Below are 20998 nucleotides of genomic sequence, written 5' to 3'. Positions count from 1 at the left end.
TTAGCAATATCTTAATTATTTAAAAGTATGTAGGCATTTAAACTCGTGGCAATTAATAACCATATAAAGTAAGGAACAATTAACCATGTTGCAGTTTTTAATATAGTTTTGTATTTAATTAAAAATAGTGTTATTACTAGAGTAAGTAGAACGATTATTATTAAACCAAATGTGACCAAATGCTGATTGAAAAAGATATAATTCCATGATACATTTAATAAAAATTGAATGGTAAATAATCCAATAATAAATGTATGAGGTTTTATCTTAACCAAAATGGCCATATAGATCGCAAAACAAATCATTATGGTAGACCAAGCAGCTCCAAAAACCCAACCTGGTGGCGTCCATGGTGCTTTATTCTGTTCTATATACCAATCTGAAGTTGGACCGGTTCCCATAAGCCAACTTCCAATTCCTAAAGCAGCAAAGTTGATAATAAGAAAAACAATAACAAGCTGAAATTTTTTCATTTTAAATGCTTCTTGATTTTAGAACTATTTGGTTTTGTAATTGAATAATAATAATCTATTAACTGACCTTGTTCATCAATTAAATATTTTTGAAAGTTCCATTTAACTGAAGAATTTTTAACACCATTCAAATCTTTTGTCGTCAACCAAGAATATAAAGGATGTTGCCTCTCTCCTTTTACATCGACCTTTTCTGTAATTAAAAAAGTTACACCATAATTCACCTGACAAAACGATTCGATGTCTTTAGCATCTCCTGGTTCCTGCCCTCCAAACTGATTACACGGTACTCCTATAACGACAAGTTGGTCTTTATAAGTATCGGAAAGCTCTTGTAGTTGAGTATACTGTCCAGTAAATCCGCATTTTGAAGCTGTATTTACAAAAAGAATTTTCTTTCCTTTAAAATCAGTTAGGTCGATTGGTTTTCCAGTAAGACTGTTAATAGATATGTTATAAATATTTTCTGGTGAATGCATGATTTGTCTTGTTAATTCGGTTAATGATACAAAGTAGCTAAAAAGTTAGAAGAATAGGCTTGTTTTTATCAATTTTTAAAGTCATTAGATGTTATTTATTTCTGAACCTATTAAATATGGCAAACTTTTTCTTAGAATTAATAAAATAAACACCCATTAAAAGAATAAATACAGCTAAAATATTCTGTAAAGAAATATATTCATCTAAAACATACCATCCTAAAAATGAAGCAATAACTGGATTTACATAAGCAGATGTAGAAACTTTCTCTGCAGAAACTACTTTAAGTAAATTGTTAAATGCCCAAACAAAAACACCATTTCCATAAACCAAAAATAAAAATCCTGCTATGATGCAGTTTTAAGTTGTTGACTTGATATTTTTAACGACAGTTTTAAGAGTTTTGAGATAATAATTATAAGTCCTCCAGCCAATAGAAATCGTATAGATGCTAATAATAATGGGGACACTTCTAAAACTACAATCTTATTTAATAAAAAGGTAGAACCCCAAATAACATAAAATGAAAAGAACGAAAGGATAATTAATACACCACTTTTTGGTTGACTCATAGTTTCTAATTAGAAAACATATGTTATGTTTTATAAAATTAATAAAACTAATTAGCTACATATTGAATTTTTATGGAATAATGAATTACTAGTTTGTTATTCTTGACGATGGTTTTTTTTAAAAGACATACCACATAGACATTGATATGAGAAAGTGTGTTAAATTTCAATTATTCTAATATAAATTAATCAAATGATAATCAACATTTTATCAATTATTAGGGTGCAAAAAATGTTAAATATTATCAAAAAACAAGTCCAAAATACAATACAATGTGTTTTTAATCGTTGTTTTTATTATTTTCGTCGAGAAGAAATGTAAATCAACGCCAAATTTACTAAAAAGTAAAGTTAGTAATTTGACAATTAATAATATATGAAAACAATTATTGCCCTAATTATTTTGTGTTTATCCTTCAATTCATTTTCACAAAATTTATCCCCTGAATTTAACACACCAGAATCATCCGCATTAATAGACAGTTTAAGTCACTATTTAACGACTTTAAACAGCAAAGAAAACGCAGTAGATATAACTGCAGAATATTGGGATACTAGTAAAATAAAAATAGATTATAATACTGAGGAAAAATTTCCTCTACACATTCAATTTAAAGATTCAAATTACATCTCTCCTATTTCAAGAAGCAAAGTAATAACCTCACGTTATGGTTGGCGAAAAGGTCGTGCTCATAAAGGCATCGATATCGATTTAATAACTGGAGACAGTTTGTTTGCTATGTTTGATGGAGTGGTTCGATTTGCTAATTATAGTTCTGGACACGGAAGAACGGTTGTTGTAAGACATCATAATGGTTTAGAAACTTTATATGCCCATTTATCTCGTTATGGTGTTAAGGAAAATGATACTGTTGTAGCTGGTTCTTATTTAGGTAAAGGTGGTACTTCTGGAAATGCTAGAGGGAGTCATTTACATTTAGAAATGACATACAAAGGCATTCCTGTGCACCCAGAATCTCTATTAGATTTTGATGAGAACAATAACGTTCGAGCTAAAGATCTTTGGATTACTAAAACTTGGACACGTCCAGAATTACATAATAGTAAACGCCAAAGTCATTTAGAAATATTTTCTACTGAGGAAGCTGCTATTGCTAGTATGAACAAACCAGCTCGTGTTTATATTGTAAAAAAAGGAGATACTTTGTCACGTATTTCATCTAGAAATAGCACAAGTATCGCTGCTCTATGTAAAAGCAATCATATGAGTCGAAACAGCACGTTACGTATTGGTCAGAAATTAATTATTGAATAAATAAAAAACGGAATTCAAAAAATTAAATTCCGCTTTTCTCAATAATTAACTAAGGGTAATGATTATACTTTAATAGTAATGTTTTTTGTTTTATTGTCTTTATTAATCGACACTTTATAAATAATTGTACGCTCTTTATTTTCGGTATAAGTAATATCGCATTTCACCTCTTTAATTGACCATTTAGGATATTCTTTCATTAAATCTGAACTAATAGTGAAAGGCAACTTAATAGCTTGATAACTTTCTTCACAACTCTCTAAATTTCCTTTTTTGTTATAAACAGCAGTTATAAGGTTATTCCCTTCTTTAAAATTAACTGTATAGCTACCATTACTTTTTGATTGATAAACCTCTGAGCTTTTAATATCGTAATTAGCAACCAGATTTTGAAGTTTTTCAATCTTTTTTGAAAAATCTTGATGAGTAACTGTATTTAAATAATCAGCATTAAGAACTGTTTTGCTAGACGAATACACCGTTTTATTTGAAGGTGTTAAAATAGCTAAATCATTTTGTGCAATCATAAGGTTGGTGAAGCCTAAAAATAAAATACCAAGTACATACGTTTTCATAATTTTAAGATTTTAAGATTATACATTAGTTGCTATTATTAATGTTTTATGGGATTAATTTGATATGAAACGAATGTAGAACAAAACTCACTTAAGTCCTTGAAATACAGATAGACAGATAATGAACAGGGAATAGACAATTAATAGACAGTTTTAAAAAAATATCTAATAAAACTTGTTAAAGCGCTAATTATTAGCTATTTATATATTTTGAATAAAATCGTCTAAATCTTCATTTTCAGATAAATGAAGTTTTTTTCTAAGTCGATATCGACTTGTGTTTAGTGAAGAAACAGTTATGTTTTGTAGTGTGGCAATATTTCGACTGTCCATTTTAAGACGGATTAAAGAACATAACCGAATTTCGTTTTTACTTAAATTAGGGAACAAACTTGTAAGTTCGCTATAAAAAGAATCACTTAATTTATCTAGACGTTCATAAAACTCTTTGGTATCACCATCAACTGTTATTTTATTTTGAATAAATTGCTCTAAATCATCTAGTAATAAACTTTGTTCTTTAGGGTTCGCTTCTTTTATGGAAGTCAATTTGTCGGCCAAAGATTCTGCCCAAACTTGATTTTGCGATAGGTTAATAGCAAAATCTGATAAATCTCTTTTTTTAGAATCAATTTCAGATTCTAATTGCTCATTTTTTAATGCTATTAAATCTCTAGATTGTTCAGCAAGTAATTGCTTGTTATTTGCATTTATTAGGTGTTGTCGCCTTCTTAAAAACAAGGATAACAATAAAATAAGGACTAAAGAAGATAATAAGCTTACAATTAAAAGTTTAGACCGTTGGCTTCGTATTTTGTTTTCTTTTTCAATTCTATCTATTTTAAAATTCAACGAAATCCTTTCTAGTGTGATATTATTCAATTCATCACGCCATTTTAATCCAGCTAATTCAGATATATTAATCAAACTATCTGAATATTCCTTTATGAGATTAGCCGTATTATAAGCTTCTTTGTAGTTATTTTGTTTTTCAAACAAACGCGCTTTGGCATTTAAAAAAGTTAGTTTAGCATCAGATGTAATTCTTTTAATATAATCACGATTCGTCATGACTGCTTCAAGTTCTTTAAACGCTTGATTCGCTTTTTCTAATTCTCCTATATGTATAAAAGTAATCACTAATTGACTTCCTGCATTTATTAATCTTGGAACATCTATTGTAAATAATTCTTCATCGAGTGCCACTTTATAAAACTCAAAATTGGTTTGATATAATGGTAAAGCATCATTATAATTTCCTTGATCTACATACACATCGGCTAAATTATCTCTAATACTACCAATTAATGTATGGGTAGGAAAATGTTTGTTTGTAATCTGATAGGCTAAATTGAAGTTCATTAAAGCTGGATCTAACTCTTTCTTGAACCAGTAAAAATAGAGTCCATAATTATTAATAGCAGAAGCATAAGAAATAACATCTAGGTTTTTAGTATACTCAATATTTTTTTTATGTTCTGCATTTGCCAGATCAAACATCCCCAATTTTGAGTAGCCTATTGCTAACATGCTATGAGTAAACGTTATCATTTCAAGAAATGCTTTTTTTTCGGACTCGGTTGCCTTATCTTCAATAGTTCTATAATATTTAAAAAAATCTTCACAAGACTTAATAGATTCTTTAGGAAACCCTATTTCCCGAAACCAATTTCCCGAATGCATATATCTATTTAGCTTTAAATTGTAATGTCCTTCTATATATGGCAATAAATCCATACGTTTAAAATGTTGGGACAGATATACTTGAAGCTGTTTTTCGGAAAAAGATTCGCGTCTAAAAGTTTTTATATCATTTTCAGAAAATGATTCATCCATAACTGCAGTTATAGAATCAAATTGTTTTAAAGCTTGTTCACTTGTAAGTGATTCTTGAGCATTACATAAAAAAGTATTTATGAAACATGCACTAAGTAATATATACTTGATTAGATTCACTTATTAAAATAAAGTTGGTTTAGTTATCTCAAATATACAAGATAAATAAATGATTTTCTTTGCAATAAGAGATTTAATAATATCGCTTACGTAACCAAAAAGCAACACGTACTAATAATATTAATGCTGGTACTTCCACTAACGGTCCAATAACTCCTGTAAAAGCTTGTCCTGAATTTAAACCAAAGACGGCTATGGCTACAGCAATGGCTAATTCGAAATTATTTCCAGCAGCTGTAAAGGCAATAGCAGCATTTTTATCGTAAGTTGCTCCCATTGCTTTACTTATAAAAAATCCGATTAAAAACATCAATGCAAAATAGATTAAAAGAGGAATGGCAATAATTACAACATCCATTGGTATTTGTACTATCAGTTCCCCTTTAAGAGAAAACATCACTACAATTGTAAATAATAAAGCAATCAATGTTATAGGTGATACTTTAGGAATATACACTTCATTATACCAGGTTTCCCCTTTTAATTTCACCAATATTTTCCTACTTAAATAACCTAATAAAAAAGGGATCCCTAAATAAATAGCCACACTTTCGGCAATTGTAGCAATAGAAATATCCACAATGGCTCCTTCAAACCCAAAATAGGGTGGTAAAACAGTAATAAATACCCAGGCATAAAAACTATAAGCAAACACTTGAAAAATACTATTTAAAGCTACCAAACCAGCTCCATATTCACTGCTTCCTTCTGCTAAATCGTTCCAAACTAAAACCATAGCAATGCATCTGGCCAAACCAATTAATATCAACCCAACCATATATTCTGGATAATCTTGCAAAAAGGTAATCGCCAGTATAAACATTAATACTGGTCCAATAATCCAGTTCAAAACCAATGAAATAGATAGAATTTTTACATCTTTAAAAATTTTAGGTAATAAGGCATAATTAACCTTAGCTAATGGTGGATACATCATTAAAATCAATCCTATAGCAATTGGTATGTTGGTTGAACCACTACTAAACGAATGGATATAATCTGGGACAGATGGCATTAAATAGCCAACCCCTACTCCTACTGCCATGGCTATAAAAATCCAAAGCGTTAAATAACTATCGAGAAAACTAAGTTTTTTGGTTGAAGACATTTTACTATTTATTTATTTGAGAAAACACATAAAACATTTCTGTTGCTATTTGCAAACTTCTGTTTGCATAAACTTCGGTTTGACCTGGTGAGTTGTCAGAAGCTTTAGGGTCTTCATAGGTAATTGGAATACGCTTTTCTGCTCCTGCAATGAATGGACAACCAGCATCTGCTTGAGAGCAAGTCATGATAGCTGCAAATTGATTTTCTGGGTTAAAAGCATGGTTATATAATTTTGAAAAACCAATAATTGGATGTTCATTTTCTGAATATTTAATACTGTAAATTGGATTTATTCCTTCAGATAACATCTGAACATAAAATCCCATTTGTTTACATGTTTCTGCTACTTTAGGATATAATGCAGTTGCTTCTGTTCCTCCAGAATAACAAGAAACTAAACTTATCTGAAAGTGATGAGCCATCGTCTGAGCCCAAACTTGTGACAAATGACTTCGTCTCGAATTGTGTGTGCAGATAAAGTTTAAACGAACTTCTTCTTTATTTGAAACCTTTTCTTGAATATAAGTAATTAATGATTTTAATACTTCTTTTCTACTTTCAATTATAGAATTTGTATCAAAAGTTGTTATTAATGCGTTAATTTTTGGAAACATTCTTTAATTTTTAAAATTCATAATTGTTAGCAACATCCTGACTCTGGCGTACAGCAAGACGTATTTTGCAATTCAGAAAGTTTCATTTTTGGTTTCGCTTCAGGAATACCACATTTTTCTTTGGCTAAGCAATCTGTCTGTTTGTTGGTTAATAAAAAATGGGTCTCTTCAAAATCTAAACCAAATTTTCCAATTGTTTCACCTTGATATTCCACTTCTATTTCTAAATCAGGAAGTTCTAATACACGTTCTGAAAGCTCAATAATTTGCACTAGTTTTTCAGGATGTAATCTGTGGTTATAATCATTTTCTTCCCAAAGCTGAAAGTTGATGACAGATTCTTTTCTAATAGTACCACCACAATCTATAAAGTGTTTATCTATTTTTCCAACTTCTGTAACGTGGAAATGACTTGGTACCAAAGCTCCATCTGGTAGTTGAAATGCAATAGTTTCTATTTTTTTTAAATGCTGTTTAATTTCTGATAGTTTCATAATAATTATTAATTAATGAGATAATTTAAAATAGTGTGTTAACAACAATCGCCATTTACAATAGGCTCTTGCTCAAAAAACTGTAAAAACATGTGTTTTATATTTTTCCATTCTTTTTGGTCTATACAATAACAAACACTTGTTCCTTCTATATTTCCTTTAATTATCTTTAAGTTTTTTAATTCTTTTAGATGTTGAGAAATGGTTGGTTGTGCCAAACCAATTTCGCTAACCAAATCGCCACACACACAACTATTTAATTTAAACAGATGTTGTAGAATGGCAATTCTAGCAGGATGGCCAAAAGCTTTAGCTATCAATGCCATTCTGTTTTGCTCATCTGTAAATATTTCTGATTTGGTAAGTCCCATGACATTCTCTTTTATTTGTTCATTGCAATATTACGATTAAGCAAATTATCTCACAACTATTTTTTAATAAAATTTAAAATTGAGTCTCCATAAAGTTTAAAATTTTTATAAAAAAATGTACTTTGCATGACTGTAAAAAGAGTCATAAATGAAAGTTTGTATAGCTGAAAAACCTAGTGTTGCCAGAGAGATTGCATCTGTTCTCGGGGCAAAAAATAAGCATGATGGTTACTATGAAGGTAATGGTTACGCAGTAACTTATACATTTGGACATTTATGTACACTTATGGAGCCAAACGATTACAAACCACATTGGAAAAGTTGGGATTTAAATAATCTTCCTATGCTTCCAGAGAAGTTTAAAACAAAAGTGGTTAGCAATTCTGGCATTCAAAAACAGTTTAAAATTGTAAAGAGTTTGTTCGATAAAGCTGAAGTCGTTATAAATTGTGGTGATGCAGGTCAAGAAGGAGAACTCATTCAGCGATGGGTTTTAGATCAAGCAAATTATAAAGGTAAGATTGAAAGGCTCTGGATTTCTTCGCTTACAACTGAAGCCATTAAAGAAGGATTTGAGAATTTAAAACCTTCTGAAAATTATGACAATCTCTATTATGCTGGATTTTCTAGAGCTATTGGAGATTGGTTATTAGGTATGAATGCAACCCGATTATACACCGTGAAACATGGTGGATACAAGCAAGTTCTTTCAGTTGGACGTGTGCAAACCCCAACACTTGCTATGGTTGTAAACCGATTTAAAGAGATAGAGAGTTTTAAACCACAGCCTTATTGGGAACTGCAAACTATGTATCGTGACACCTTATTTTCTTATGAAGAAGGTCGTTTTACTAAAATGGAAGATGGTCAAGTTTTAGCCAATAAAGTAAAGGAACACGAATTTGAAATTGAATCAATCACTAAGAAAAAAGGCACTGAATATGCCCCAAAACTATTTGATTTAACAGGCTTACAAGTGTTTTGCAACACGAAGTTTGGATTCTCGGCAGATGAAACTTTAAAAATTGTTCAGAAATTATACGAAATGAAAGTCGTTACTTATCCCAGAGTCGATACCACATTTCTACCCAATGATGTGTACCCAAAAGTGTCAGGGATTCTTCAAAAGCTAACTAATTATGCCACGTTAACACAACCTCTTTTAGGTAAAAAAATTAAGAAGTCGACTAAAGTCTTTAACGATAAAAAAGTAACCGATCATCACGCGATAATTCCAACAGGCATTCAAACCAATTTGCAATACAATCAGCAACAGGTTTATGATATTATTGTGAAACGTTTTATTGCTGTTTTTTATGAAGATTGTTCTGTGTCAAATACTACAGTTATAGGAAAAGCTGCAGATGTCCATTTTAAAACAACAGGGAAAGAAATACTCAAAAAAGGATGGCGAGTGGTTTTTGAATCTGATGAAAAAGATAAGAAAGAATCAGATATACTACCAACTTTTGTTAAGGGCGAAAAAGGACCTCATGAACCTAGTTTCCTAGAAAAGCAGACCAAACCACCCAATCAATTTACTGAAGCTTCCCTTCTTCGTGCTATGGAAACAGCAGGAAAACAGGTGGACGACGATGAGTTACGTGATTTGATGAAAGAAAATGGTATTGGCAGACCATCTACACGTGCTAATATAATTGAAACCTTATTTAAGCGTCAGTATATAAAACGCAACAAAAAACAATTACTTCCTACGGTTACAGGAATTGCTTTAATTGATACCATTCAAAATGAATTATTAAAATCGGCAGAACTTACAGGCTTATGGGAAAAGCAGTTAAAAGATATTGAAAAAGGAGAATTTAGCGCTAATCAGTTTATAATCAACATGAAAAAAATGGTAGATGATTTGGTTTATGAAGTACGCAGTGAAACCAATCGGGCTAATATTTCTCAAGCTACAGTAGTCAAGCAACGGCAAGCAAAAACAGAACAAAAAAAGAAGGCTGGTATCACAGCTGAAACGTGTCCGAAATGTCAAAAAGGAACGCTTATAAAAGGAAAAACTGCCTATGGATGTACTTCTTATAAAGAAGGTTGTAAATTTATTCTTCCATTTAATATTCATGAAAAAAAGATTTCTGAAAAACAGTTTTTAAGATTGTTAAAGAAAGGCTCGACTGTCAATTTAAAAGGCTTCAAAACCACTACCGGTACAGTTGAAGGTCTATTGCGTTTTGATGATAATTTTCAACTTATTTTAGAACCTAAGAAGTTAAAAACAAAAGCAATTCCAGACACGCTAACTTGTCCAAAATGTAACAAAGGAACTATTATAAAAGGTAAAACAGCTTATGGCTGTAGTAAATATGGAAAAGACTGCGATTTTATATTACCATTTGACTTGTTACGAGAAAAGGCAGGCAATGAGAAATTGACAAAAGAGTTAGTCTTTAAAATCATTCAATCTCATACATAAAATTCAAGCTGATTTTTTTTTTTTAGAAAGAGATATCCCATTGTAAACGAAAACGCCATTCTTTAGGATTTTGATTATCCACGCTATGATATGAAAAATGAGTAATCTCCATCGTCAGTTTATTCCTGTGTTCATTAAAAAACCAATTAAAAGCCATTCCCAATTCTCGTTCGTAATTATTTGCTATGTCGATGTCTGGATTATAGTTTGAATAAATACCAGCAACTTCTAGAGGTTCTGGTATAATACTCCAAATATTTGAAAAGAAGTAACCAGCTTGAAAATATTGCCCATTTAAGTTTCTGGAATCATCGTTTACATAATCTTTAACAGATTTTATATGAAACTCATTTTGCCAAGAAAACCCTTTGTATTTAAAGGCTGTTTCTAATAAAGCTTGATTAACCCGATATTGACCTGGAATACCTTCATCAAAACCTGTTAATTCTCCACCACCAGCTTGAGAGAATCGAGTATAGGGGCTTCTATTAGTAGCTGCTGCTAAAGCAATTAAACCTGTAGGTTTTTCATGGAATTTTAAATCAGAACCTGTCATTTCTAATTCTTGACCAAACATGTTCCATTGCAAGCGACCTACATACATTAAATGATTATCATCATTTACGGTAGCACCTCTACCCACTCCTGTTAATATGGATAAGTGATAAGTAAAATCTGCTAAAGTTTGTGGAAAAATACGACCATAAAATTCAATTCCTTGTTGTCTATCTATTGTAAATGGTCTATTAATAATAGATCGATCTACCATCTGTTGTTTTCCAGAAGAAATGACACGTTCCCGATTATAGTATGTTTTCCATTGTCCAATTTTAATTTTAAAAAAATCCCAACGTTCAATCATAATTCGGAAATCTAATAGGTTTCCTTGTGAAAGTTCATATTCAAAATAATATTTAAGCCAAGGTTTATAGGCATGACCTCCAATCTTTAAACGAGCTCTATTTATTTTAAATGTTGTTTGATTGTCTTTATAAAAATCATCAAACGTCAATGGATCTTGATCATTCGGAGTCGCAAAACGAAACTGTAATCTAGATTCTATATGCAGTAAATAATTGTTGTCGGAGGTACTAAACGCAAACCCTTTATCTGTATATTCTGCATTTATCTTTCCAGATGAAATTGAGTCTGTCTGTGCTATAACTTGATTTATAAAACAGAAAAATATTACTAATAATATATAAAAATATGATGTTTTGATAGGTACCAATTTTTTTTCGCTAATATAGTAATTATCATAATTTCTTATAAAGCAGCTTTGATTAAGTTGAATCATAAAGTTTAATTAATCTTCATTCAACGCTTTCTTACTTTTTCAAGTTCAAAGCAATCATAACTTTATTTCTTCACTCTTCTGTTATTTCATTCTTAATAATATTTGTCAACTCTCTGTGTCCTTTTATCATGGCATTAAATATAATTTAGTATATTTGCTAACCAAATGGTTAAACTAAATAGTTAACATGAATAAAGAAAAAGATAGCAATACTGAAGAACAAATTTTAGATGCTGCAAAAAACGTGTTTCAAACAAAGGGTATGGATGGTGCTAGAATGCAAGAAATAGCAGACTTGGCAGGAATTAATAAGGCTATGTTACATTATTATTACAGAAGCAAACAATTACTTTTTGAAGCTGTATTTAAAAATGCGTTTTCATTATTAGCTCCACAACTTAACAAGATTTTAAATGATGATTCATCGATTGAAGATAAAGTAAAAAACTTCACATCAAATTACATTTCTTTTATTATCAAGCATCCTTACCTACCAAATTTCATCATACAAGAATTAAATAGAAATCCAGATTTTATCATAAAGATTCAAGAAAACTCTAGCTTATTGAATATTGAAAAATTTAAGCAACAAGTTGAATTAGAGGTTAGTAAAGGCATTTTAAAACCCACAAAAGGCGACCAGTTATTTATTAACATCCTGGCATTAAATATTTTTCCTTTTGTAGCAAAACCACTTGTCAAAGCATTTGTTAAGATAGACGATGAGGGTTTTAAACAACTCATGGAACAACGTAAAACTGATGTTTCAGAGTTTATTATCAATTCAATAAAACAACATTAAAATGAAAACAACATTTAGCATATTGGTTTTCTTTTTATGGACCATTGTTAGTTGGTCGCAACAGCAAATAACACTAGAAACTTGTTATCAATTGGTATCCAAAAACTATCCTTTAGTGAAACAAAAAAAACTATTGGAAAGCAAAAACGCCTTAGAATTAGAAACAATAGATACAGCAAAACTACCCCAAATGGACTTTGATGCACAAGCTGTTTATTTATCTGATGTTACTCAAATTCCTTTAGCAAATACTGGTGTTGAGCCACCAAATAACGACCAATATCGTGCAACACTTTCAGTAAATCAATTAATTTATCATGGAGGTTCAATTAATGCTTCTACAAAAGTGAAAGAGGCAGAATTAAAAACCCAACAAAAACAATTGGATGTTAGTTTGTACAAATTAAAGCAGCAGGTTAATCAGCTATATTTTTCTATTCTACTTTCAGACGAATCATTTAATTTGTTAGAAAAGAAACAAGCCCAATTGGAGAGCAAGCTTAAGGAAGTGAAATCTGGTATTGCGTATGGAACTATTTTACCATCATCAGATAAAGTTATTGAAGCCGAATTATTAAGAATCAAACAACAATTTTCAGAAATAAATAATAATAAAAATATCTTAGTAGAAACCTTATCGGCTTTAATTGGTCACTCTTTAGACGCATCAACCAAGTTTCAACAACCTGAAATTTCAACAAGCCTCACTCCTACAGCACCACGTCCAGAAATGGAATTGTTTCAACTAAAAAAAGAAGAAATTGAAAGTCGGGAACAACTCATTCAAAAAGAAAACATTCCTAAACTATTAGGATTTGCATCTGGAGGTATTGGTAACCCAGGTTTAAATATGTTGGATAATACATTTCAACCATTTTATACTGTTGGTGTAAAATTGAACTGGAATGTGTTCGATTGGAATGCCAATAAAAAGAAACGAGAATCTTTAATGATTCATAAAGATATTATTGATAACGAAACAGAGATTTTTCAGTTAAATACTCATATTGAACTGAATCAATATGAAAAAGAAATAAACAAAATTTCAGAAAACATTCGCATAGATTCTGAAATTATCAATCTTAGAAAAGATGTTTTATTGGCAACAGAATCTCAATTACGACATGGTGTGATTACAACATCTACCTATATTACTGAATTAACTAATTTATTTGAAGCTGAAAATATGCTAGTAACGCACAACATAAAGCTAGAATTAGCAAAAGCAAATTATAACATTATTCAAGGACATTAATATGAAACAAATTCACACATATTTTATAGGCATTAATTTAAGTCTTTTAAGCTTAGTTTCTTGTAGCAACACTAACGGAAAGGCAGATGGCTATGGAAATTTTGAAGCTACTGAAATAACGGTTTCTGCTGAAAATAATGGAAAACTCATGGCCTTTCAGGTTCATGAAGGAGACATACTCAAACAGGAATCCATTATAGGTTATATCGACACCATTCCTTTATCGTTAAAACGCCAACAACTTTTAATTTCAAAAGATGTTGTAAGTTCAAAATCTCAAGGTGTTTTATCTCAAATTGCGGTATTGAATGCCAAGTTAAAAACAGCCAACATTAATAAAACCAGAACTAAAAATCTTATTAATGATAACGCCGGTACCCAAAAGCAACTGGATGATATTTTAGGAGAAATTGACGTGATTAAGCAACAGATCCGAAGTGTTGAAATACAAAACGCTCCTGTTGTTAACGAGTTAAAAAGTATCGATGTTCAAATTAAACAATTAGACGATCAGATAGAAAAATGTAAAATTATCAACCCAATAAAAGGAACCGTTTTAACAAAATATGCAGAACCTGGTGAAATTACTTCTTTTGGCAAACCACTCTACAAAGTTGCCGATTTAAACACCATGGAATTACGGGTGTTTGTTAGCCAAACGCAATTGGCTAATTTAAAAATTGGTGAAAACGTAATAGTAAAAATAGATGATCAAGATAGCATGAAAGATTATGAAGGCACCATTACTTGGATTGCATCAGAAGCTGAATTTACACCTAAGATTATTCAAACAAAAGAAGAACGAGTAGCTTTAGTATACGCAGTAAAAATAACAGTTATTAACGATGGCAGTATAAAAATAGGCATGCCAGCCGAAATGTGGTTAAACAATTAAATCAACCCTTTAAATTATATATTATGAAAAAAATACTTTTATCAATTGCAATGATGGCATTTATATTATCAAGTTGTATTAACAACAAAAAAGAACCACATGCAGTAGAACAAAACACTCAAGCAGAAACTGAAGTTGTTTCTCATGAAAATCAGGAATCACTTGATGCCAATTCTGTAATAAACAACAATTGGATGAATGAGATTCAATTGGACAATGGGAAAAAATGGATTGCAAACGAAGAAACAAATATTGGTGTTCAGCAAATGAAAACTACTTTAAACACAAATGAAACACTTACATTAGATGATTATCACAATTTAGCATCAGAGCTTAATAACTCTAAAAATTATGTAATAAAGGAATGTACGATGAAAGGAGCTTCACATGATTATCTTCATGTATGGTTGCTACCATTAATAGAAAAATTAGATGCTCTTTCTGAAGCTATGACTACAAATGAAGCTTCTGAGATTAAACAAAGCATTGTTGAAAATGTAAATGCCTATTCGGATTACTTTCAATAATAATGGGAATTCTAGTCTCTAACATATCAAAATCCTATAAAGAGGTTAAAGCCTTGCACAATATTTCATTTGAAGTCAAACCCAATGAACTTTTTGGGCTTATTGGACCTGATGGGGCTGGTAAAACAACACTTTTTAGAATCTTAACCACTCTATTGATCGCTAATGAAGGTAAAGCAACAATAACAGGTTTTGATGTGTTGAATAATTTTAAAGATATTAGAAAACACGTGGGCTACATGCCTGGAAGATTTTCGTTATATCAGGATTTAACTGTTGAAGAAAACCTAAAGTTTTTTGCAACAATTTTTGGTACGACTATAGAAGAAAACTACGAGTTAATAGAAGATATCTATGTTCAAATAGAGCCATTTAAAAACCGTAGAGCTGGAAAATTATCTGGTGGGATGAAACAAAAATTAGCTTTGTGTTGTGCTTTAATCCATAAGCCCAAAGTTCTATTTTTAGATGAACCAACTACTGGTGTTGATCCTGTTTCAAGAAAAGAGTTCTGGGACATGCTTAAGCGTTTGCAACAAAAAAATATTACTATTTTGGTATCTACACCTTATATGGATGAAGCCGCTTTATGTGATAGAATTGCATTGATTCAGAATGGTGAAATTTTACAGATTGATACTCCAGAAAATATTGTAAAACAATATTCTAAAGTTATTTACGATGTAAGTGCCAATAATATGTATCAATTAATTAATAGCTTAAAGGCTTACCAACATCAACATAGCGTGTATCCTTTTGGAGAATTTGTACATTATACGGATACGCGTTCAGATTTTAATCCGAAAGAGCTAAAAACCTATTTGGAAGAGCAAAAACTATCGAATATAAGTATAGAAAGAACCCAAGCAACCATAGAAGATAGTTTTATGGAAATGGCAAAATAACAACAATGAACAATAATAACGTCATACAAGCAGAAGGCTTAACCAAAATATTTGGAGATTTTACAGCTGTAAACGCCATTACTTTTGAAGTTAAAAAAGGGGAAATATTCGGGTTTCTTGGTGCTAATGGTGCTGGAAAAACTACGGCTATGAAAATGCTTATTGGTATTTCTTTACCTACTTCTGGTGCTGCACAGGTTGCAGGTTTTGATGTTTTTACCAAGGCTGAAGACATCAAAAAGAACATTGGTTATATGAGTCAGAAATTCGCTTTATATGACGATTTAACAGTTAAAGAAAACATTACCTTTTTTGGTGGTATTTATGGTCTTTCTAAAGTAAAAATTAAAATAAAAACTAAAGAGCTTATTGATGATTTAGGCTTAGATGAAGTCGCTAACCAATTAGTTGGTTCTTTACCTTTAGGTTGGAAACAGAAAATTTCGTTTTCAGTTGCCTTGTTACATGAACCAAAAATTGTGTTTTTAGATGAACCTACAGGTGGTGTTGATCCTATAACTAGACGTCAGTTCTGGGAAATGATTTACAGAGCAGCACACGAAGGAACAACCATTTTTGTAACCACACATTATATGGACGAAGCTGAATACTGCGATCGTGTTTCTATAATGGTAAATGGTAAAATAGAAGCCTTAGATACACCCAAGAAATTAAAGGAACAATTCCAAGTGGATAATATGAATGATGTGTTTTTAAAATTAGCCAGAGGATGAAATTATTTATAGGCTTTGTCACCAAAGAGTTTTATCATATTTTTAGAGATAAACGTTCTTTGTTTATACTTTTTGGGATGCCTATTGTTCAAATTTTATTGTTTGGTTTTGCTATTACAAACGAAATAAACAATGTGGATATCGCCATATTAGATCATTCTAAAGATGCCACTACCAAAGAGATCATTAATAAAATTTCAACTTCAAAATATTTCAGTATCAAACAACATATAGAACGTGAAGCTGATATAGAGACCGTTTTCAAAAAAGGAAAAGTAAAAGCCGTTTTAAACTTTGAAAAGGATTTTAGTAAAAACCTGATTAAAGACTATCAGGCGACTGTTCAAATTATTTCAGATGCCACAGATCCTAACACAGCCAATACCATTAGTAATTATGTGAGTTCTATTTTGCAAAATTACCTTCAAGAGCAAAATAAAGGTATAAAAATTAACTACGTTATAATCTCACAACCACGAATGGTTTATAATCCAGAATTAAAAAGCGTTTATATGTTTGTACCAGGCGTTATGACCATTATTTTAATGTTGGTTTCCGCTATGATGACGTCTATTTCCATAACTAGAGAAAAAGAACTTGGTACTATGGAAATTTTATTAGTATCTCCTATTAAACCTTTTCAAGTTATTATTGGCAAGGTGTTTCCATATATTTTTCTATCGATAATCAATGCCATTGTTATTGTTTTATTAAGCATATTCATTTTTAAAATGCCAGTTCAAGGGAGTCTGTTCTTATTAGGTGTTGAAAGTGTGTTGTTTATTATTTCGGCTTTGGCTTTAGGTATTTTAATTTCAACCATTTCTGCAACCCAGCAAACAGCAATGATGATTTCCTTAATGGGATTAATGCTTCCGGTAATTTTATTATCAGGTTTCATCTTCCCTATTTCTAGTATGCCTGTACCTCTCCAAATTATCAGTAACGTGATTCCTGCTAAATGGTTTATTATTATTTTAAAAGGGATCATGCTTAAAGGAGTTGGTTTACAATTTATCTGGAAAGAAACCTTAATTTTATTTGGGATGACCTTCTTTTTTATTGTGTTAAGTGTAAAGAAATATAAAATTAGGTTGGAATAATATGAAAATTATTTTCTACATCATCCAAAAGGAATTCAAGCAAATCTTTAGAAATAAAGGTATGCTTCCTATTATTTTTGTGTTACCACTACTCCAATTGGTTATCCTATCAAATGCAGCAACCTTTGAAGTAAAGAACATCAAATTTGCTTATATAGACAACGACCAAAGTACTTCGTCTAGAGCATTAATCGAAAAATTCGAGGCTTCAACTTATTTTAATGTGCAAACAAGTTTTCCTTCGGAAGTCTTAGCAAGTTCTGCTATGTTAAAAGGTGAGGTAGATGTAGTGATAGACATTCCACTCTATTTTGAAAGAGACTTACAAAAAGATAAAAAAGTAAATTTGGGTATCACTATTAATGCTATTGATGGCGCTGCTGCTGGTGTAGAAAATGTTTATATCACACAAATCATTCGGAGTTTTAGCAAGCAGATAAAAATGGATTTAAAGCAAAAATCAGACTCACAAATACAGCCCGTAAACATTGAAACCATTCCATTATTTTGGTATAACGAAACCCTGAATTACAAAACTTTTATGGTTCCTGGGATTCTAGTTTTATTAGTTACCATGATTACCTTATTTCTTTCAGGTATGAATATTGTAAGAGAGAAAGAAATTGGGACCTTAGAGCAAATAAACGTGACACCCATTAAGAAAAGTCAGTTTATTATTGGGAAACTCTTTCCGTTCTGGATTATAGGCATGGGCTTGTTAACCATAGGATTAATTTTAGCAAGGTTAATTTTTAATGTTCCAATGCTTGGGAATTTGGTTTTAATGTACGCTTACACTTCTGTTTATATTTTAGTGATTCTTGGAATGGGATTATTCATCTCTAATTTTACAGATACCCAACAACAAGCCATGTTTATAGCTTGGTTTTTTACGGTAATTTTCATTTTAATGAGTGGTTTGTTTACACCCATTGAGAGTATGCCAGAATGGGCTCAAATATTAACAGAATTTAATCCTATAAAATACTTTGTGGAAGTGATGCGTATGGTGATGCTAAAGGGTTCAGGTTTTATAGATATACTCCCTCAGTTTATTAAAACCCTTATATATGCCGTAATTATGAATATTTTAGCTGTGTGGAGATATAGAAAAACGACTTAATCATTTAAAAAAAAAGTCCTATCAAAAATTTGATAGGACTTAAATATATTATAGAATATAGTCTGTTTATTCAACAATTTTTACTTTGACAGCATTCATACCTTTCATACCTTTTTCTAGTTCGAAAGACACTTTATCATTTTCCATAATTTCATCGATTAAGCCACTAACATGGCAGAAATATTTTTCTTGATTTTCAGAATCGATGATAAAGCCAAACCCTTTTGATGAGTCAAAAAATGACACTTTTCCTTTTCTAACTGGATCGAATTCTTCAATATCGCTATCATCTCTTTTAGGAATACTTACTTCAATGCTTTCTGCATCTACTTTTACTTTCATAGAAGGATCTGGAGGCGTATCTGTTAAATTCCCATTGTAATCTACGTATGCGAACTGGATTCCATCACTTCCACCAGATTCTTTCTCTAGCTTTCGTGCTTCCATTTTTTTACGTTTGTCTTCACGCTTTTTTAAACGCTTTTTTTCTTTTTCACTTTTATTAAATGTCTGTTGCGATTTTGCCATTCGTAGTTTTAAAAATTAATAGATAATGTATTGCTTAAGAAGATGTTAAAATACTAAACGAATGTTTCGATAAGAACCATGTATATTATTAATGAACCTAAAGATATGTCTTGTAAAATAATAGTGCACAAGCTAGGTATATCTCCTTTAAACTCCTACAAAGATAAGGCATTCATTTTAATTTATTTAGAGAATTGCTCGTCTTTTTTTAGAGCTTAAAAATAATATGAAATTAATTTACATAACAATCTCTCTAAAAGTAATTCCTAACACTTTTTGTAAGTCGTGTACACGTTGCAATTCACCAGGAATAATTAGAGCAATTGAGTGTCCAGATTTTCCAGCTCTGGCTGTTCTACCACTTCTATGTGTATAGTATTCCAACTGTTCAGGAAGTTGATGATGTATAACAAATGCCAGGTTATTAACATCAATACCACGTGCAGAAACATCTGTAGAAATAAGCACTCGTAGAGATTCATTTTTAAAAGCCCGCATTACTTTATCCCGTTCTTTTTGTTGCATGTCTCCCTCAAGCGCACCAACAGAGAACCCCTCGTTTTTAAGGTTTTCCATCAAACTTTGAGTTCCTGCCTTTGTTCTGCAAAAGATAATACCACGTTCATCTTTCCTTCTATCCAGAATTCTAGAAATAATATTCACTTTATCTTTTATGGTTGTGGTAAGATATTGATGTGTAATATTTTCATTAACCTGATGCTCCTTATTAACTTCAATTCGAACGGCCTTTTCAGACATATAGGTTTTTATAATTTGTTTAATCTCATCAGGCATCGTTGCAGAAAACAACCAAGTATGTCTGTTTCCTGTTGTAAACTTTAAAATTTTGTTTAACTCCTCCTTAAAACCCATGCTAAGCATTTCATCTGCTTCATCTAACACTAATGTTTTGATGTTTTTAATGTCAATAGTGTTGCGTTCTATTAAATCGATTAAACGTCCAGGTGTTGCGACTACTATATGTGTGGTTCTATTTAAAGCACTAATTTGTCTATCTATTTTTTCGCCTCCATAAACTCCTTCAACAAATATTTTTGAATCTGTATATTTAGTAAACTTAAAGAGTTGCTTTTTTATTTGTTGTACTAATTCTCTAGTTGGAGCTAAAACTAAAGCTTGAATTTGATTAGATGAAGTATCTATTTGATGTAATATTGGTAATCCAAAAGCTGCTGTTTTTCCAGTTCCAGTTTGTGCTAAACCAATAAAATCTGTTTGAGAGTTAAGTAAGATTGGAATGGCTTGTTCTTGAATATGAGTTGGTGTTTTAATTCCTAGTTCTTTAAGAGCTTTTACGTATTCTTTATGTATTCCTAAATCTGAAAATGTGGCCATAATATTTAATTAAGTGGCAAAGGTAATGCTATTTACTCTGGTTGAATTACTTTAACATTAAACTCTTTTAGTTATTTATTAAATTACCTTTGGTATTTAAGTGTTAAAATTA

General features: G+C 30.9%; 23 protein-coding genes. 10 read left to right on the top strand and 13 right to left on the bottom strand.

Annotated features, from left to right (window positions below; translation table 11 throughout):
* Window positions 1–11: 11 nt before the first annotated feature.
* The 4 genes from ACI5KZ_RS03400 to ACI5KZ_RS03385 form a co-directional block, all read right to left on the bottom strand.
* A complete protein-coding gene (locus ACI5KZ_RS03400) occupies window positions 12–473 on the bottom strand; it encodes a TspO/MBR family protein (RefSeq protein WP_406846889.1) in 462 nt (153 codons plus the stop codon).
* Window positions 470–952 carry a glutathione peroxidase gene (locus ACI5KZ_RS03395; RefSeq protein ID WP_109310000.1) on the bottom strand — a complete coding sequence of 161 codons (483 nt, stop codon included), beginning with the start codon at window positions 950–952 and terminating at the stop codon, window positions 470–472. The genes ACI5KZ_RS03400 and ACI5KZ_RS03395 overlap by 4 nt, the downstream gene beginning before the upstream one ends.
* A gap of 91 nt (window positions 953–1043) precedes the next feature.
* A complete protein-coding gene (locus ACI5KZ_RS03390) occupies window positions 1044–1286 on the bottom strand; it encodes an EamA family transporter (RefSeq protein ID WP_406846888.1) in 243 nt (80 codons plus the stop codon).
* A 14-nt stretch (window positions 1287–1300) separates the two neighbouring features.
* Entirely contained in the window at window positions 1301–1525 is a 225-nt protein-coding gene (locus tag ACI5KZ_RS03385; RefSeq protein ID WP_406846887.1) for an EamA family transporter, read from the bottom strand.
* Window positions 1526–1901: 376 nt separating this feature from the next.
* Between ACI5KZ_RS03385 and ACI5KZ_RS03380 the strand changes: the two genes are divergently transcribed.
* Complete coding sequence (locus tag ACI5KZ_RS03380) at window positions 1902–2801, top strand: M23 family metallopeptidase (RefSeq protein WP_109309999.1); 900 nt, start codon at window positions 1902–1904, stop codon at window positions 2799–2801.
* A gap of 62 nt (window positions 2802–2863) precedes the next feature.
* On the opposite strand, the gene ACI5KZ_RS03375 is transcribed toward ACI5KZ_RS03380, so the two are convergent.
* From ACI5KZ_RS03375 to ACI5KZ_RS03350, 6 genes are all read right to left on the bottom strand, one after another.
* Window positions 2864–3376 carry a hypothetical protein gene (locus ACI5KZ_RS03375; protein ID WP_109309998.1) on the bottom strand — a complete coding sequence of 171 codons (513 nt, stop codon included), beginning with the start codon at window positions 3374–3376 and terminating at the stop codon, window positions 2864–2866.
* Between the two features lie 201 nt (window positions 3377–3577).
* Window positions 3578–5212 (bottom strand): transcriptional regulator, encoded by a 1635-nt coding sequence (locus ACI5KZ_RS03370; protein ID WP_406846886.1) that lies wholly within the window; start codon window positions 5210–5212, stop codon window positions 3578–3580.
* Between the two features lie 193 nt (window positions 5213–5405).
* Window positions 5406–6440, bottom strand: a complete 1035-nt coding sequence (arsB, locus tag ACI5KZ_RS03365) for an ACR3 family arsenite efflux transporter (protein WP_406846885.1) — start codon at window positions 6438–6440, stop codon at window positions 5406–5408.
* A 4-nt stretch (window positions 6441–6444) separates the two neighbouring features.
* Window positions 6445–7056, bottom strand: a complete 612-nt coding sequence (locus tag ACI5KZ_RS03360; RefSeq protein ID WP_109309995.1) for a low molecular weight phosphatase family protein — start codon at window positions 7054–7056, stop codon at window positions 6445–6447.
* A gap of 26 nt (window positions 7057–7082) precedes the next feature.
* Window positions 7083–7550 (bottom strand): DUF6428 family protein, encoded by a 468-nt coding sequence (locus tag ACI5KZ_RS03355; protein ID WP_406846884.1) that lies wholly within the window; start codon window positions 7548–7550, stop codon window positions 7083–7085.
* A gap of 38 nt (window positions 7551–7588) precedes the next feature.
* A complete protein-coding gene (locus tag ACI5KZ_RS03350) occupies window positions 7589–7921 on the bottom strand; it encodes an ArsR/SmtB family transcription factor (RefSeq protein WP_406846883.1) in 333 nt (110 codons plus the stop codon).
* A 148-nt stretch (window positions 7922–8069) separates the two neighbouring features.
* On the opposite strand from ACI5KZ_RS03350, the gene ACI5KZ_RS03345 reads away from it, so the two are divergent.
* Window positions 8070–10361: a DNA topoisomerase 3 gene (locus ACI5KZ_RS03345; RefSeq protein ID WP_406846882.1), complete on the top strand. Its 2292-nt coding sequence runs from the start codon at window positions 8070–8072 to the stop codon at window positions 10359–10361.
* A 22-nt stretch (window positions 10362–10383) separates the two neighbouring features.
* Here the strand turns inward: ACI5KZ_RS03345 and ACI5KZ_RS03340 are convergent, their stop codons facing one another.
* A complete protein-coding gene (locus tag ACI5KZ_RS03340) occupies window positions 10384–11658 on the bottom strand; it encodes an OprO/OprP family phosphate-selective porin (RefSeq protein WP_406846881.1) in 1275 nt (424 codons plus the stop codon).
* Between the two features lie 187 nt (window positions 11659–11845).
* Between ACI5KZ_RS03340 and ACI5KZ_RS03335 the strand changes: the two genes are divergently transcribed.
* The 8 genes from ACI5KZ_RS03335 to ACI5KZ_RS03300 are packed head-to-tail and all read left to right on the top strand — an operon-like array spanning window position 11846 to window position 19002.
* The gene (locus ACI5KZ_RS03335; RefSeq protein WP_109309990.1) at window positions 11846–12460 is read left to right on the top strand and encodes a TetR/AcrR family transcriptional regulator; all 615 of its coding nucleotides are present in this window, start codon (window positions 11846–11848) and stop codon (window positions 12458–12460) included.
* 1 nt (window position 12461) lies between these two features.
* Window positions 12462–13715: a TolC family protein gene (locus ACI5KZ_RS03330; protein WP_406846880.1), complete on the top strand. Its 1254-nt coding sequence runs from the start codon at window positions 12462–12464 to the stop codon at window positions 13713–13715.
* Window position 13716: 1 nt separating this feature from the next.
* Window positions 13717–14610, top strand: a complete 894-nt coding sequence (locus ACI5KZ_RS03325; protein WP_109309988.1) for an HlyD family secretion protein — start codon at window positions 13717–13719, stop codon at window positions 14608–14610.
* Between the two features lie 23 nt (window positions 14611–14633).
* Window positions 14634–15137: a hypothetical protein gene (locus tag ACI5KZ_RS03320; protein ID WP_109309987.1), complete on the top strand. Its 504-nt coding sequence runs from the start codon at window positions 14634–14636 to the stop codon at window positions 15135–15137.
* A gap of 2 nt (window positions 15138–15139) precedes the next feature.
* The gene (locus ACI5KZ_RS03315; protein ID WP_406846879.1) at window positions 15140–16042 is read left to right on the top strand and encodes an ABC transporter ATP-binding protein; all 903 of its coding nucleotides are present in this window, start codon (window positions 15140–15142) and stop codon (window positions 16040–16042) included.
* A 5-nt stretch (window positions 16043–16047) separates the two neighbouring features.
* Window positions 16048–16776, top strand: a complete 729-nt coding sequence (locus tag ACI5KZ_RS03310; RefSeq protein WP_406846878.1) for an ABC transporter ATP-binding protein — start codon at window positions 16048–16050, stop codon at window positions 16774–16776.
* The gene (locus ACI5KZ_RS03305) at window positions 16773–17879 is read left to right on the top strand and encodes an ABC transporter permease (RefSeq protein ID WP_109309984.1); all 1107 of its coding nucleotides are present in this window, start codon (window positions 16773–16775) and stop codon (window positions 17877–17879) included. The genes ACI5KZ_RS03310 and ACI5KZ_RS03305 overlap by 4 nt, the downstream gene beginning before the upstream one ends.
* A gap of 1 nt (window position 17880) precedes the next feature.
* Window positions 17881–19002 (top strand): ABC transporter permease, encoded by a 1122-nt coding sequence (locus ACI5KZ_RS03300; protein WP_109309983.1) that lies wholly within the window; start codon window positions 17881–17883, stop codon window positions 19000–19002.
* A gap of 66 nt (window positions 19003–19068) precedes the next feature.
* On the opposite strand, the gene ACI5KZ_RS03295 is transcribed toward ACI5KZ_RS03300, so the two are convergent.
* Together ACI5KZ_RS03295 and ACI5KZ_RS03290 are read right to left on the bottom strand one after the other, a co-directional pair.
* Window positions 19069–19530, bottom strand: a complete 462-nt coding sequence (locus tag ACI5KZ_RS03295; RefSeq protein ID WP_109309982.1) for a cold-shock protein — start codon at window positions 19528–19530, stop codon at window positions 19069–19071.
* A gap of 237 nt (window positions 19531–19767) precedes the next feature.
* Window positions 19768–20886, bottom strand: a complete 1119-nt coding sequence (locus tag ACI5KZ_RS03290) for a DEAD/DEAH box helicase (RefSeq protein ID WP_109309981.1) — start codon at window positions 20884–20886, stop codon at window positions 19768–19770.
* Window positions 20887–20998: the final 112 nt, after the last annotated feature.

It is taken from the genome of Xanthomarina sp. GH4-25, assembly GCF_045363175.1.
Lineage (GTDB): Bacteria > Bacteroidota > Bacteroidia > Flavobacteriales > Flavobacteriaceae > Xanthomarina.
This window is presented reverse-complemented; position numbering and strand designations above follow the sequence as displayed.

Coding starts and splice junctions, on each gene's coding strand:
- ACI5KZ_RS03400 (WP_406846889.1), bottom strand. CDS start 473: ATGAAAAAATTTCAGCTTGTTATTGTTTTTCTTATTATCAACTTTGCT.
- ACI5KZ_RS03395 (WP_109310000.1), bottom strand. CDS start 952: ATGCATTCACCAGAAAATATTTATAACATATCTATTAACAGTCTTACT.
- ACI5KZ_RS03385 (WP_406846887.1), bottom strand. CDS start 1,525: ATGAGTCAACCAAAAAGTGGTGTATTAATTATCCTTTCGTTCTTTTCA.
- ACI5KZ_RS03380 (WP_109309999.1), top strand. CDS start 1,902: ATGAAAACAATTATTGCCCTAATTATTTTGTGTTTATCCTTCAATTCA.
- ACI5KZ_RS03375 (WP_109309998.1), bottom strand. CDS start 3,376: ATGAAAACGTATGTACTTGGTATTTTATTTTTAGGCTTCACCAACCTT.
- ACI5KZ_RS03370 (WP_406846886.1), bottom strand. CDS start 5,212: ATGGATGAATCATTTTCTGAAAATGATATAAAAACTTTTAGACGCGAA.
- arsB (WP_406846885.1), bottom strand. CDS start 6,440: ATGTCTTCAACCAAAAAACTTAGTTTTCTCGATAGTTATTTAACGCTT.
- ACI5KZ_RS03360 (WP_109309995.1), bottom strand. CDS start 7,056: ATGTTTCCAAAAATTAACGCATTAATAACAACTTTTGATACAAATTCT.
- ACI5KZ_RS03355 (WP_406846884.1), bottom strand. CDS start 7,550: ATGAAACTATCAGAAATTAAACAGCATTTAAAAAAAATAGAAACTATT.
- ACI5KZ_RS03350 (WP_406846883.1), bottom strand. CDS start 7,921: ATGGGACTTACCAAATCAGAAATATTTACAGATGAGCAAAACAGAATG.
- ACI5KZ_RS03345 (WP_406846882.1), top strand. CDS start 8,070: ATGAAAGTTTGTATAGCTGAAAAACCTAGTGTTGCCAGAGAGATTGCA.
- ACI5KZ_RS03340 (WP_406846881.1), bottom strand. CDS start 11,658: ATGATTCAACTTAATCAAAGCTGCTTTATAAGAAATTATGATAATTAC.
- ACI5KZ_RS03335 (WP_109309990.1), top strand. CDS start 11,846: ATGAATAAAGAAAAAGATAGCAATACTGAAGAACAAATTTTAGATGCT.
- ACI5KZ_RS03330 (WP_406846880.1), top strand. CDS start 12,462: ATGAAAACAACATTTAGCATATTGGTTTTCTTTTTATGGACCATTGTT.
- ACI5KZ_RS03325 (WP_109309988.1), top strand. CDS start 13,717: ATGAAACAAATTCACACATATTTTATAGGCATTAATTTAAGTCTTTTA.
- ACI5KZ_RS03320 (WP_109309987.1), top strand. CDS start 14,634: ATGAAAAAAATACTTTTATCAATTGCAATGATGGCATTTATATTATCA.
- ACI5KZ_RS03315 (WP_406846879.1), top strand. CDS start 15,140: ATGGGAATTCTAGTCTCTAACATATCAAAATCCTATAAAGAGGTTAAA.
- ACI5KZ_RS03310 (WP_406846878.1), top strand. CDS start 16,048: ATGAACAATAATAACGTCATACAAGCAGAAGGCTTAACCAAAATATTT.
- ACI5KZ_RS03305 (WP_109309984.1), top strand. CDS start 16,773: ATGAAATTATTTATAGGCTTTGTCACCAAAGAGTTTTATCATATTTTT.
- ACI5KZ_RS03300 (WP_109309983.1), top strand. CDS start 17,881: ATGAAAATTATTTTCTACATCATCCAAAAGGAATTCAAGCAAATCTTT.
- ACI5KZ_RS03295 (WP_109309982.1), bottom strand. CDS start 19,530: ATGGCAAAATCGCAACAGACATTTAATAAAAGTGAAAAAGAAAAAAAG.
- ACI5KZ_RS03290 (WP_109309981.1), bottom strand. CDS start 20,886: ATGGCCACATTTTCAGATTTAGGAATACATAAAGAATACGTAAAAGCT.